Raw genomic sequence first — 13,495 nt, 5'->3', positions numbered from 1 at the left:
AGGTATTAAACCTTCATCAAGTCTTCTTCTTTAATGGCAACCACATCATCAATCTCTTTGACATACTTATCCGTTAATTTCTGAATTTCTTCCTGACCTCTTCTTTCATCGTCTTCAGATATTTCTTTTTCTTTTTCTAACATCTTAAAATCAGAATTTGCATCTCGACGAATATTACGTACTGCAATTTTCCCATTTTCGCCTTCACCTTTAACTACTTTCACAAGGTCACGACGACGCTCTTCCGTAAGTTGTGGCATGGGTATACGTATTACAGTACCCGCTGAATTAGGATTCAAACCCAAATCAGAATTCATAATAGCTTTCTCAACAGCCTGAACCATTGGACGCTCCCAAGGCGTTACTGTTAGCGTACGCGCATCTTCAACACCGATGCTTGCTACCTGACTTAACGGAGTATCACTTCCATAATAATCGACCATGATATGTTCAAGAAGACTTGGATGTGCACGTCCAGTTCTAACTTTTGCCAACTCACCTCTTAAAGAATCGATACTCTTTTTCATTCTTGTTTCAGCATCTTTAATAATGTCATTAATCATGTTTCAGTCCCTGCTTAATCTTTAAACTTTTTAAATTTCACAAATTCTTTTTGTTATAACGCCGTTACACAGGCATTACAAGTGTTCCAGAGAGCTTGTCTCCATTAACAATTTTATCTAGCGCGCCTGCTTCAAACATATTAAACACACAAAGCGGCATATTATTCTCTCTGCATAATACCATCGCAGTGAGATCCATTACACCTAACTCTTTAGCGATTGCTTCATCAAAACCAAGTTGATCATAACGTTTCGCATCTGGATTCTTCATTGGGTCAGAATCGTATATGCCATCAACCTTAGTTGCTTTTAACAACAAATCAGCCTCGATTTCAATCGCACGCAAACTCGCAGCAGTATCCGTAGTGAAATATGGATTACCCGTTCCTGCCGCAAAGATCACCACTTCACCTTCAGATAAAAACTCACGAGCTTTAATAGCAGAATATTCTTCACCCAGCTGATCAATCTTTAACGCTGACATTACACGGCAATTCACTCCTTGTTTTTTGATCGCATCCTGCATAGCCAGTGCATTCATAACGGTAGCTAACATTCCCATTTGATCAGCACTCACTCGGTCTATTCCACCTTGTGCGAGACCTGCGCCTCTGAAGATATTGCCACCACCGATGACTAAGGCTACCTGAGTACCAGACTGTTGTTGTTTAACGACTTCTGTAGCTGTTTGTGCCAACACATCAGAATCTATTCCGAATTCATATTGACCCATTAGGGCTTCGCCACTCAGCTTTAGTAAGATTCTTTTATAGTTTTGGTTCATAGTAGCTCGGCTCCTTTAAATTTTTGCATAGACTACACAATTATATGATTACTTACCATAATGTATTTTTGCACAATTCCCGCAAAACATACTTAACGAAGTTGATTATCACTTCCTGACAAAGCCTGATCCTTAAACGATAATTAAAACTGTTTAGTTTTATGTTTTAAATAACAAAACGATAAGCGCATCAACAACCCATAAATTAGCATTTAAATATAGAGAGAAAGCATTGAAACATATTAAGCAAAACTACTGGCGCTCAATAAAATAAATTTAAGTCACCCCCCTACTTTTAGGCCGTTTTTTTAATCCGCATAAATCATGACCACTATATAAAAATCTCAGACAAAAAAAAGGAGCGTAAACGCTCCTTTTCCAACTAATGAAACATTAGTTTAGCTTCCTTTCACCTGCGCCATAACTTCTGCCGCAAAATCTTCCTGTTTTTTCTCTATGCCTTCACCCACTTCGTAGCGAACAAATGCAGTAACTTCTGCGCCAGCAGCTTTCAATAATTGACCAACAGTTTGATCTGGGTCTTTTACGAATGGCTGACCAACTAAAGTGATTTCAGCCAAATACTTACGCATACGACCTTCAACCATCTTCTCGATGATTTCCATTGGCTTACCACTTCCTTCTGCTTGAGCGATAAGAATTTCTTTCTCTTTTTCAAGCGTTTCAGCAGGAACTTCATTCTCTGAAATACAAACTGGGCGACTTGCTGCAATATGCATAGCAACGTCTTTACCAAGCGCTTCGTCACCACCAGTCATTGCCACTGCAACACCGATACGAACACCGTGGCTGTAAGCATATACCTGGCCAGCGTCTGAAGTAAGCACTTCAAAACGACGAACTTGCATATTCTCACCAATTTTAGCAACTAGGTTTGCACGCACTTCTTCAACAGTCTCGCCTGAATCCAATGGCATTGCAGACAATGCTTCAACATCAGCTGGCTTATCAGCAAGTACGCGAGCACCAACTGCATTAGAAAAGTTAATGAAATTCTCATCCTTAGCAACAAAATCAGTTTCACAGTTAACTTCGACGATAGAACCTTCTTTACCATCTTCAGATACTGTTATAACAACCGTTCCGTCAGCAGCAACGCGACCTGCTTTTTTGTCAGCTTTAGCCGCACCTGATTTACGCATCAAGTCGATTGCAGCTTCCATATCGCCACCTGTTTCGGTAAGCATTTTCTTGCACTCCATCATGCCAGCGCCAGTGCGCTCACGGAGTTCTTTAACCATTGTAGCTGTAATAGCCATGTCTATTTCCTCAGAAATTAAATAGGGGAAATGCATTCATCTCTGAAACATTCCCCCTAAAATCTAAATTTAAACGTATTGAATTTTAATGGGGGCTTAAAGGCCGCCCATAAGCTCATCTTGCAAAGTCTTTAGCTCATCCCACTTACCATCAGCAGCTAATTGTGCTTGCTGTGGCCAAGTTTTAGGCTCTTTAGACTTTAATGTAGCTACAGTATCAAGGATCGTCTTAATTGCATCACGTTCCATACCTGCCAATTGAGCATAAGTAGTAACACCCGCTTCGCCTAGAACTTCAGCAATCTTTGGACCGATTCCTTCAATTTTCTTTAGGTCGTCTGCTTCTGCAACAGCTTTAGGTGCTTCTTCTTTAGCCGGAGCCGCTTCTTTAGCTGGCGCTTCTTCTTTCGCAGCAGTAGGAGCTTCTTTCTTTGTTACTTTTGCAGCTGGAGCAGCTGGCTTCTCAGCAGCTTTAGCTTTAGGAGCTGGCGCAGCAGCTGCCATTTCTTCAGCATTAGTTGCAGCAGCTAAATGACCTTCAACTACTGAATCAGCAATTGCAGACGTGTAAAGCTGGATCGCGCGAATCGCGTCATCGTTTCCCGGGATTACATAATCAATGTTATCTGCTGAGTTATTTGTATCAACAATACCGATTACTGGAATGCCTAGCGTTTTTGCTTCTTTAACAGCAATGCTTTCATGTCCTACATCGACAATGAAAAGCGCATCAGGGAGAGAACGCATGTCTTTAATTCCACCAAGACCTTTGTTCAATTTTTCGTATTCACGAGTAAGCATTAATGCTTCTTTCTTACCACCACGATTGATTGTTCCATCAGCTTCCATCTTTTCGATTTCTTGCATACGACGAACTGACTGCTTAACAGTCTTGTAGTTAGTAAGCATTCCGCCCAACCAACGTTGGTCAACGAAAGGCATTTTACAACGAGTTGCTTCATCACGAACTGAGATTTGTGCAGCACGTTTAGTACCAACGAACATTACCTTGCCACCCTTCGCTGCGATATTTCCAGCAAAGTTCAACGCGTCGTTAAATAACGGCAACGTCTTTTCAAGGTTAATGATATGAATTTTATTTCGGTCACCAAAAATATAAGGTGCCATCTTAGGGTTCCAGTAGCGGGTTTGATGTCCGAAATGAACACCAGCTTCCAGCATTTGGCGCATAGTAACTTTAGCCATAATAATATCCTCTTGGGTTAGGCCTCCACATATCCAACATAACAACCTGTAAGTTTTTTCTATAATTGAGAAAAAGACCCACAAGCACCCTGCTACATCTTGACGACATGTGTGTGAATTTGAAATAAAAAGGCACTACCCTCGATATTCCATTTAATTTCGCGAAAAACCACCAAATATCTAGCAAATTCAACGCGGCGCACTTTATATCATAAACAGATACATCTCACAACTGTTTCACTATCATTAAAAAAGTAGCATAATTCGCGTTTACCTAACTTATTACATAAATATCTAAAGGACATTATGGCTATTCAGATCAAATCACCCGAGCAAATAGAAAAAATGCGTGTTGCCGGTCGTCTCGCCGCAGATGTTTTAGATATGATAGGTCCGCACGTTGTTCCGGGAGTTACAACAAATGAACTGGATAAAATCTGTCATGACTATATCGTCAATGAACAAGAAGCCATTCCTGCCCCGCTGAATTACCACGGCTTTCCTAAATCAATCTGTACATCAGTCAATTATCAAGTCTGTCATGGCATTCCTAGTGACAAGAAACTTAAAAAAGGCGATGTCATTAACATCGACATCACGGTTATCAAAGATGGTTTTCACGGCGATACCAGTAAAATGTTCTATGTTGGTAAGCCAAATGTAGCGACTGAACGCCTTTGTGAGGTTGCTCAAATAGCATTATATATCGGTATCGACATGGTTAAACCTGGGATTAAACTGGGTGATATCGGACATGCAATCCAGACTTATTCAGAAGCACAGCACTACTCTATCGTTCGTGAATATTGCGGGCATGGTATTGGAGAAGTATTCCATGAAGAACCTCAAGTTCTACACTACGGCAAACCAGATACTGGCGTTACTATAGAAGAAGGGATGACATTCACTATCGAGCCTATGGTTAATCAGGGCAAACGTCATATAAAAACTCTGCCAGACAACTGGACCGTAATAACTAAGGACCACAAACTTTCAGCACAGTGGGAACACACTCTTAATGTGACATCTGATGGTGTTGAAATCCTCACTTTGCGAGATGAAGAGAAAAACTGGCGCGATCTTTTGCCTAGCTAATTGAAAGATCATAGTTTGCACCTTTATAATTTACACACCATAAAGCACAAAAATGACCGCTGAAGCTGACAAAACAGCCCTCAGAGCCGCTATGCTTGACTAAAAACCTCAATTGTTATAAGTTTATATTTGAGTGCAATGTATTTTTCAAGTAACTACCAAGTAATTGCTTTGTAACGAAAGTTTTATAACGCGTTATCCTCATGAAACATTGCTTATGCTTACACCCGTTAGGGGTGTCGTGATGCCAATCAATTAAATCATATTTAATATGGTGATTTATACAAAGAACGATGGGGACTGGCATCCAATATTTTCTAATAATGTAAATTTCCAGAGCGAAATAAACCATTCAAACTAACTAAGCCGTTATTTTTATTAATAATATTATAAAACATCAGCCATAGAGTAACACCCGCAATTCAGGCGGGGGGGACAAAATTTGTCATTTTCAGACTTTAATTTAAATAAAGACTTCATTAAATCGATTGAAGAGTCGGGTTATAAATCACCGACAGAGCTTCAAACACAACTGATTCCTTTAGTAGCAGAACGAAAAAGTGCGCTCATCTGGAGCCAATCCGCATCGGGCAAAACCGGCGCTTTCTTAATTCCTGCAATGAATTATATTCTTGAAAACCCAGCTCCAGAAAAGCGTGGTGCACGCGTTTTAATTCTTACTTCTCGACGCGATCGGGTTAGCCAAATCAACTACACAATAAAACGTTTGAGTAATGATTTAGTCATGCGCTTCGGTTTTATTGTTAGCGGTCGTCCTTATCAAACGCAAATGCGCTTAATGAGACGCCCTTTAGACATCATGATTGCAACACCAGGTCGCCTTAATGACTTGATGAATAATGGCAAAGCCGACTTTTCTCAATTGGAAATGTTAATCATCGATGATCTATCGAGTATTTATAAAAAGAATTTACAAGGTTTAGTAGAAAATATTTTGCAACAGGCAGACCCTGATTGCTCATCGATTACATTTGTAAGAGGTGATGAAGAAATTACCCCTTATGCCACTAGCCTATTTCCTGATGCGGTTCAAATCACTGTTGATGAGGAAGAGGAAGAAGAAAAACAAGAGTCAAACGAAGTTATGGTCCAACAAGAAAAACAACAACCGCGACAAAAAGTACAAAAGAATTCAAAAGAAGAAGTTTCAGCGAAGAAAACTGCTCAAAGTCCTAATAAAAACGCAAATAACGATACCAAGAAAGCGGAAGAAAACATTAAAAAGGTCGACATAAAGTCACTGATGCCACAAAAAGTACACATTGCAGACGACTACACGCATAAAATAGCCATGATGGATTATCTCATGGATGAGTTTTCTGGTGAGTCGACACTGATATACACAGCAACTAATAAAGCGGCTAAAACACTGCAAGAAAATCTGGCTAATCACGGGCACACTGCGGAACTAATCAGTGAGCTTAATGCAGAAGAATTCGATGAATGCGATATCCTCATTTATAGCGATCAGGAGAATAACTCATTCAGCAATGAAGAACTTCAAACTGCAGACACTAATATCATCAATTTCGACCTGCCACACAAAACTGAAAACTATCTAAAAAGACTAGAACATCACAATCAAGACAGGAAAAAACCTACACTGCTGATCATAGATGGCTACAATTTTAATGAATTAAAGCATCTTGAAAAAACCTTTGGAGAAAAGCTTCCATTAGCTACGATTCCAGGGCTTGAGCCGTTAAAACCGTTTGTGAATTTAAGCAAGCCAAAGCCAAACAATCGATCAAACCAGCCAAAAAGAAATCAAAACGGCAAGAAAAACCTAAAACCCAAAAATCCTAAAAATGCCAAGAACGCCAAAAACCCAAGAAGAACAAAACCAGGTGGTAGAGCGAACCCAAATAACAATACACAAAAAGCGGCTGACGGTACGGCAACTTCTCGCCGCCAGCATAAAGGTCCATTTGGCAGATTAAATGGTGGAACGCACAGAAAGAATAATGGCAAAAAGGTTGGCGTTAGCAGAGTCGGCACTGATGCACCTAAAGATAGTGGTAGAGGTTGGCAATCAGACTTTGCAGAACCGAAGGAAAGATCAGCCGACAAAGACAAGCCAGCTGTAGCTATTCGCTATAGTAAAAAACGCTCATTGAGCGTTAAGAGACCAAAAGAAATCGAATCACCTGATCCCGATTAAGCTTAAAGCTCTAAACAACAAAGCTCTAGACAACTATTAAACATCATTAAAAAAGCCCCCTAAAGTAGGGGGGTGACTTTTAAAGGTTTCGAGTCATCCACAGATCGACTTTGCCCCATAGCCACTCTTTAAATCGCTGTATTTTCGAGCGATTGACCCATAATTTATAGTGAATTTCTTCGCAGTTATGGAAGTCATCTTCTAAAACTTTTCGGGCGATGTCAGCACTTTGTTTACTCCGAACTTCCAGATTAGCTTCCAGATTCCAGCGAAAATTCCAGCGATCCACATTTGAAGAACCGATCGTATACCAATCATCGATTAACACCATTTTAGTATGCGTAAAACGCCCCTGGTATTCGTAAATTCGGACACCAAAACGTAGCAATCTCGCATAATATCGTCTGCTGGCGTAACGCACAGATGGATGGTCCGTAATAGGTCCCGGCAATAATAAACGCACATCATTGCCTCGCAATGCAGCACGTCGCAGCGCTTTCCTGACTTTTCTCGAGGGGATAAAATAGGCGGAAGCAAACCAGACGCGGCTCTGGCATTTATTCATGCGATTAAGTAGAACACGTTTAATTTCTAATTTTTCACCACCGCTGGTGTAGGACAAGCGCCCCAGAATATCATTATCAATCGATGCTGGTTGTATCGCTGCTGGTACAGGCTGGCCTGACCATTGACTAAACATATCGAGAAACAAGGTATGCCAATCAGAGATCACTTCTCCTTTAATATCCACAACCGTTTCACGCCAGGCGTTATCACCATAAAAATGATCTGTAATACCTGCGCCACCGACAAACACACTCTCGCCATCGATAATCAGATACTTTCGATGGGTTCGTTTTAAATTATTTTTTAGTCCTTTGAGCGTTTTGAAACTGAGCGGATTGTAAAAAGCCAACTGCACACCTGAAGATGTGAGTCGTTCTCTATCCTGCGAAGACAATGCCTTTGCACCATAACCATCAACAAGTAACTGCACACAGACGCCTCTTAATGCCGCGTTAGAAAAGGCTTTGATGAATTTATTTGCGACTGCCCCCGATTCAAATAAATACATCTCCATTAACACATAGTTTTCTGCCTTTTCTATGGCTTTCAACATAGCAGGAAAAAACTGCTCACCATCGATGAGGAATTCAATAGAATGTCCTTCACGCCATGGAAAGGTCTCTTGTGAGTGCTTGTGCTTCATTAACTTAAGCTGTCATATTCATGAATAAATGCTCTGATCTTAACCTGTATTGATTGTGGCTCATATAGATACCTATTGAATAACTGTAGTCCAGCCCAACTATAGTTTAAAAGCCACAATAACAATTTAAGCGCATTCTAGAAAATAACCTTTACAAACTGGCCAACTTTTTCAATAACAGAGTTTACGCACTACACGGTAACAATTTCATGTTCGATTTGATTAGAAAATTTAAAGAAGAATTTATCCTGCGAAAACATTTAGTTGATGATGCTTTGTGGCTTAAGGCAATCAATAAAATTCAAATTTTAAAATCATTAAAACCCAGAGAGTTAGCGCGATTAAAAAGGCTCAGCAGTCTATTTATTTACGAAAAAACCTTCACTGGCATTCGTGGGTTTGTCGTCGATGATGAAAAAAAGCTGATGATCGCTGCACAGGCCTGCCTTCCTATTTTAAACCTCAATATGAGCTATTACGATGGCTGGATAGAAATCGTCGTCTACCCTGATAACTTTGTGGTATATCGAAACGTCACCGATAATTTCGGGCTAGTTCACGAAACCAGTTCTGCGTTAAGTGGTGAAGCCTGGTCCAGAGGACCAGTAATACTCGCATGGACTGACGTCGAACGCGACAGCTTACATAATCACCCCGGGCGTAATGTTGTGATTCATGAATTTACGCACAAACTGGATATGCTCAATGGTCGTGCCAATGGTATGCCACCATTGCATCCGAAAATGCACCGCAAGCAATGGACCGATTCACTCAGCCACGCTTACGATATTCTGGTGAATCAAATAGAAAATTTCGAGCCAACAACAATCAACGAATACGCTGCGACCAATCCCGCTGAGTTTTTTGCCGTGATCAGTGAATACTTTTTTACTGCGCCTGAAATTCTCTTTGAATATTGTGCAGAGGTCTATAAGCAATTGGTGCTGTTTTATAAGCAGGATTATTTAAAATTAGATAAGTACTAAAAAGTGCCCATAAGTGGCGGGGTGACCTATAACTGAGACTATATCTAACCCCACAACAATAATTGGGATTAGTCAGTCAACGTTTTAATCTCATCAAGCAGGCATTTCAACTGCAACGGCTTTTCAGTATTCACGGTAACAGCAAACTCAAGCTCCTCTTCATTCAACGCTTTCCATTGAGCTATTTGATGCTCAAGCACCGCAAGATCCGCATCCGACACGTCATTTTTTCTCGCAATAATTCGCTCTCGCAACACATCATGGGAAGCAGTGACTTCGACAATAACAAATGACACCCCCCTACTTTTAGCCAGTTTTTTAAAAGGCTCTCGTTGTTGTTGTTTTAAAAATGCAGCATCGACAAAAACGGTATTGCCAGCATTTATGATTATCGATGCTAGCTCAAGAAGCTTTTCATAAGTTTGTTCAGATGATTCAGAAGTGTAAATGCCTTCATTAACACCATTCGACGTTTTCGCTGTAACATCAAGAGATACATCAAACATGCGCTTGCGCTCGACATCGGAACGTATTCTTATCGCGCCAGTGTTCTCCAGAATTTGCTGGGATACCGTACTTTTACCCGATGCAGATAAACCCCGCATAATGATTAATGCAGGAGATCGTTCTTTGGCATAGCGTAAAGCCAACGCGATGTAAGAATCAAACTCTGCCAGCGCTGTGTTTTTCGAATCATCTGTTATTTGCTGAATACGCAAGGCATCAACTTTGGCTCGCACCATCGCACGATAACTGAGATAAAAAGGGAGGATTGAAAGCCCTTCGTAGTCGCCTGTAATTTCCAGATACGCATTTAAAAAACGATAAGCGAGATGATCTTGCTTGCGATCTTGTAAATCCATAATCAAAAAAGCTATTTCGCTGATGACATCAATCCAACGTAAGTTATCATTAAACTCTATACAATCGAAAGCCAATGCTTTGTCATTCAACCACACGAGATTGCGTAAGTGCATGTCACCATGACATTCTTTGATGAAACCATCGCGTTTGCGCTGGGAGAAAACCGGTTGTAACCGGGCAAATTCAGATTCACTCCATTTTTTTAACGCACTCAACTTTTCGTCATAAGCAGATACTTTCAACGCTTCGCTTATGTGCTCAAAGTTTTCTTTGACTGGTTGGGAAATTCTTTCAGGCTTACCGTAATTCGTGTCAGCGCCTGCTGCCGCTGTATTTTCATGAAACGCTGCAACCATCTGCGCAATGCTATCGATATGCTTATTCCCGAGTTTACCTGCGTGAAGCATATTATCGAGTTGTACCGATTGTGGAAATTGGCGCATTTTCACCGCGTATTCAACTGTATATTCTATTGAATTACTGCCATTTGAAATCAAAGGAGATTCAGGAGTGCCTGAAATAGTAACAACATCCAAGTAGATATCAGGGGCTAATCTGCGATTGAGGCTTAATTCCTGCTCACAGTATTTCTTTCTTTTTTCCAAGGTGGAAAAATCCAGAAAGCCAAAATTCACCGGTTTCTTAATTTTATAGGCATAGTCACCGGTTAACACAACCCAGGAGATATGGGTTTCAATTAACTCAATGTTTTTAACAGGATGATCATAAACATCGGGATTTAACAGCTTCTTAATGTTAAAACTCATTTTCAGGACCTTTAAGTATTTTCACCAGTTAATTGCAGAATTTCCTTTAATTCTCTTGCTAATAAACCCGTCAAAGAAACCTGATTCGTTGGATGCTTAATGCTGTTACAACTCCAGATATTGATTACACCTTGCTCTTTCAACGCTTCGATAGAACCTTCCATAAATAAAGCATGCGTCACCAATACCGATATAGAAGCAGGTTGATATTGCTGAAGTTGTTTTGCCGCCTGAATCAGTGTTTGACCGGAACTTGCCACATCATCAACCAGTACCATATTCCGCCCTTGATAATCACCAGCGGGCAAATTGATCTCTACGTTTTTGTCACCACGACGTACTTTAGTAGCGACACTGCTGTCCATTTTATTCGGTAAGGCAATAGCCTCGACCCATTGCCGTGATTCTCCATCAGGGCCAAGCAAAAAAGGACTATCAACATGTTGTTTTAGAAATTCTCCCATGGGCTCAGTCGCGGTTAAATTAATCGCATATTCAACCGGGATGGCTTCAGACAGTTTACTGATGCGATGCAGATGTGAATCTACGGTAATCACGCCCTCAAAGCTTTCTGACAATAGTTTACCAATCACTTTCTGACTGACGACTTCACCGGGGTTAAACGCTATGTCCTGGCGCATATAAGCCAGATAAGGGGCTACCAGTATAATCTTCTTAATCCCGAGTTGCCTTGCGCCTCGTGCGGCCATAATTAGCTCTAAGAGTTTATTATTGGGATGATCGAGACTACGATAAATGACTATCTGAGTTGTAGATTTCAATGCATCTGCTGGCAAAGTGATTTTGCTTTCACCATCAGGAAAGACGTGGATATCAATATCTGCATACGAAATTCCTGTGAGTTTCGCCAACTCTTGGGCTTGTCGTTTTGACTCAGGAAAACCTAGCAATAAATACGTTGAAGACGATGTCATGTCTGGCTCGATGTCTGATTAGAAGACTCGATTCGATAACCATTATTCTTATCACTAGAGTCTTTGGCAAAATTAAAGTCAGCATTAATTTCAGCGTAAATAGTATATAAAGGATCGCCCTGGCTAACTTGATCGCCTATTTTTTTATGCAAATCAACCCCCGCTCCTTTATCCATTGGCGAGCCTGCCAATCTTGCTATCTTCGCCATTTGTAAATTATCTATCGCCTCTACAGTTCCACTCTCCAGCGCAGTAACAGTATGTTTTAATTTTCCCAGCAAAGCCGGCTCAGTATTTTCACCCTGTGCTTTGATAATCGATTGCATTTTATCCAGCGCACGCCCTGATTCGAGTATATTGCAGGCTAATTTATAACCTTCACCGCCTCTAACATCAGGATCAAACTCGAGTATACGACCCGCTAATTGCAATGACTTTTCGCGTAAATCACGAGGCGCTTCAGGATCATTCTGCAGTATTTGCATCACATCGCGAACCTCGAGCACCGGCCCAATTCCTTTGCCTACGGGCTGTTTACCATCAGTGATCACCACATCAATTTCAAGCCCCATTCGGTCACCGACATATTCAAACATTTTACGGAGTTTTAAGGCATGAGATTGTGATTTCACTTTTGCACTGGGGCCGATAGGAATATCGATGAGTAAATGCGTTGAGCCAGCAGCAACTTTTTTCGACAAAATGGACGCGATCATTTGACTGGATGAATCCAGTGAAAGCGGACGCGACACGGAGATAAAAAAGTCATCAGCTGGTGCGAGTTTAGCGGTGCCGCCCCATGCTATAAATGCGCGCTGGTGGCGTAAAATCGAATGCAGTTTATCTAGCGGCAAATCGACATTAGCCAACACCTCCATCGTATCGGCTGTTCCTGCAGGTGATGTAATTGCACGGCTTGATGTCTTTGGCATCAGCATTCCATGCGCAGCAATAATAGGGGTAACAATCATGGTGGTACGATTTCCGGGAATGCCGCCAATACAATGCTTATCAACAACCAGAGATTCTTCCCAATCGAGCGTTTCACCTGTGGCAACCATAGCCTGCGTTAAATAGAGAATTTCTTCGCGCTCCAAACCTGATTCTGCCGTTCCCACTAAAAATGCGGCAATCTCAATTTTAGAATAACGATTCGCTACGATGTCTTTACAAATATTCAAATACTCATCGGCGCTTAAACTATTACCCGCGATTTTACTGTGTACCGCAAGAATAGAAGCAGGAGGTGTCGCGTGATTGATGCTGACAGACTCACCTTCGGTTACGCCAAACTGGCGAAACGTTCGTTCGCACAATCCTAACTCGTCAGGCGCAACGATATTTTCATCATCAACGATATTTAGTACCGCAATGACTGGCGCTCTTCCATCGCCATCCCAAATCTCGATTTTATTCAGCGCCTGAAAACCTTCCGTGTGATAAAGGGGACAATCGCGATGCAGATATGCGACATTTTCCTTGTAGGTATCGATGGCAATTTTACGTAATTTTAAAGTGGTCATATTGAGTCCATAAGCAGCTGAAAAACCAGTTTATTGCATAAATAATAGAGGATAAATCTTACAATTCATTTTTAACCCACCCGCCAACTTTGACGCGTTT

Annotated in this window: 11 protein-coding genes and 1 pseudogene; 3 read left to right on the top strand and 9 right to left on the bottom strand. The window is 41.1% G+C overall.

Annotation, left to right across the window (positions count from 1 at the left end; genetic code table 11):
* Nucleotides 1-5: 5 nt before the first annotated feature.
* The 5 genes and pseudogenes from frr to rpsB form a co-directional block, all read right to left on the bottom strand.
* The gene (gene frr, locus Q1A31_RS04805) at nt 6-563 is read right to left on the bottom strand and encodes a ribosome recycling factor (RefSeq protein WP_299873136.1); all 558 of its coding nucleotides are present in this window, start codon (nt 561-563) and stop codon (nt 6-8) included.
* 64 nt (nt 564-627) lie between these two features.
* A complete protein-coding gene (pyrH, locus tag Q1A31_RS04800; RefSeq protein ID WP_299873133.1) occupies nt 628-1,347 on the bottom strand; it encodes a UMP kinase in 720 nt (239 codons plus the stop codon).
* Nucleotides 1,348-1,745: 398 nt separating this feature from the next.
* Nucleotides 1,746-2,627: a translation elongation factor Ts gene (gene tsf, locus Q1A31_RS04795; RefSeq protein WP_299873131.1), complete on the bottom strand. Its 882-nt coding sequence runs from the start codon at nt 2,625-2,627 to the stop codon at nt 1,746-1,748.
* Between the two features lie 96 nt (nt 2,628-2,723).
* Entirely contained in the window at nt 2,724-3,131 is a 408-nt protein-coding gene (locus Q1A31_RS04790) for a helix-hairpin-helix domain-containing protein (protein ID WP_299873394.1), read from the bottom strand.
* Between the two features lie 30 nt (nt 3,132-3,161).
* Nucleotides 3,162-3,833: pseudogene (rpsB, locus tag Q1A31_RS04785) on the bottom strand (30S ribosomal protein S2); the annotation flags it as partial.
* Nucleotides 3,834-4,139: 306 nt separating this feature from the next.
* Between rpsB and map the strand changes: the two are divergent.
* Both map and Q1A31_RS04775 read left to right on the top strand, forming a co-directional pair.
* Entirely contained in the window at nt 4,140-4,928 is a 789-nt protein-coding gene (map, locus tag Q1A31_RS04780; protein WP_299873128.1) for a type I methionyl aminopeptidase, read from the top strand.
* 442 nt (nt 4,929-5,370) lie between these two features.
* Nucleotides 5,371-7,110 carry a DEAD/DEAH box helicase gene (locus tag Q1A31_RS04775; protein WP_299873125.1) on the top strand — a complete coding sequence of 580 codons (1,740 nt, stop codon included), beginning with the start codon at nt 5,371-5,373 and terminating at the stop codon, nt 7,108-7,110.
* A 79-nt stretch (nt 7,111-7,189) separates the two neighbouring features.
* On the opposite strand, the gene Q1A31_RS04770 is transcribed toward Q1A31_RS04775, so the two are convergent.
* Nucleotides 7,190-8,320 carry a phosphatidylserine/phosphatidylglycerophosphate/cardiolipin synthase family protein gene (locus Q1A31_RS04770; RefSeq protein WP_299873122.1) on the bottom strand — a complete coding sequence of 377 codons (1,131 nt, stop codon included), beginning with the start codon at nt 8,318-8,320 and terminating at the stop codon, nt 7,190-7,192.
* Between the two features lie 209 nt (nt 8,321-8,529).
* Here Q1A31_RS04770 and Q1A31_RS04765 point away from each other — a divergent pair, with 209 nt between their 5' ends.
* The gene (locus tag Q1A31_RS04765; protein ID WP_299873119.1) at nt 8,530-9,306 is read left to right on the top strand and encodes a zinc-dependent peptidase; all 777 of its coding nucleotides are present in this window, start codon (nt 8,530-8,532) and stop codon (nt 9,304-9,306) included.
* A gap of 68 nt (nt 9,307-9,374) precedes the next feature.
* Here the strand turns inward: Q1A31_RS04765 and Q1A31_RS04760 are convergent, their stop codons facing one another.
* From Q1A31_RS04760 to Q1A31_RS04750, 3 genes are read right to left on the bottom strand one after another with little or no spacing between them, the layout of a single operon-like run.
* A complete protein-coding gene (locus Q1A31_RS04760; RefSeq protein ID WP_299873116.1) occupies nt 9,375-10,937 on the bottom strand; it encodes a bifunctional aminoglycoside phosphotransferase/ATP-binding protein in 1,563 nt (520 codons plus the stop codon).
* Nucleotides 10,938-10,948: 11 nt separating this feature from the next.
* The gene (locus Q1A31_RS04755; protein WP_299873113.1) at nt 10,949-11,872 is read right to left on the bottom strand and encodes a ribose-phosphate diphosphokinase; all 924 of its coding nucleotides are present in this window, start codon (nt 11,870-11,872) and stop codon (nt 10,949-10,951) included.
* Nucleotides 11,869-13,395 carry a thymidine phosphorylase family protein gene (locus Q1A31_RS04750; protein WP_299873110.1) on the bottom strand — a complete coding sequence of 509 codons (1,527 nt, stop codon included), beginning with the start codon at nt 13,393-13,395 and terminating at the stop codon, nt 11,869-11,871. Before Q1A31_RS04750 ends, Q1A31_RS04755 begins: the two co-directional genes overlap by 4 nt.
* Nucleotides 13,396-13,495 lie beyond the last annotated feature (100 nt).

Origin of the sequence: uncultured Cocleimonas sp. (assembly GCF_947495625.1) — a bacterium.
In the GTDB taxonomy this organism is placed as follows: Bacteria; Pseudomonadota; Gammaproteobacteria; order Thiotrichales; family Thiotrichaceae; genus Cocleimonas.
The sequence above is the reverse complement of the archived record's forward strand: the minus strand, read 5'-3'. Positions and strand labels throughout refer to the sequence as shown.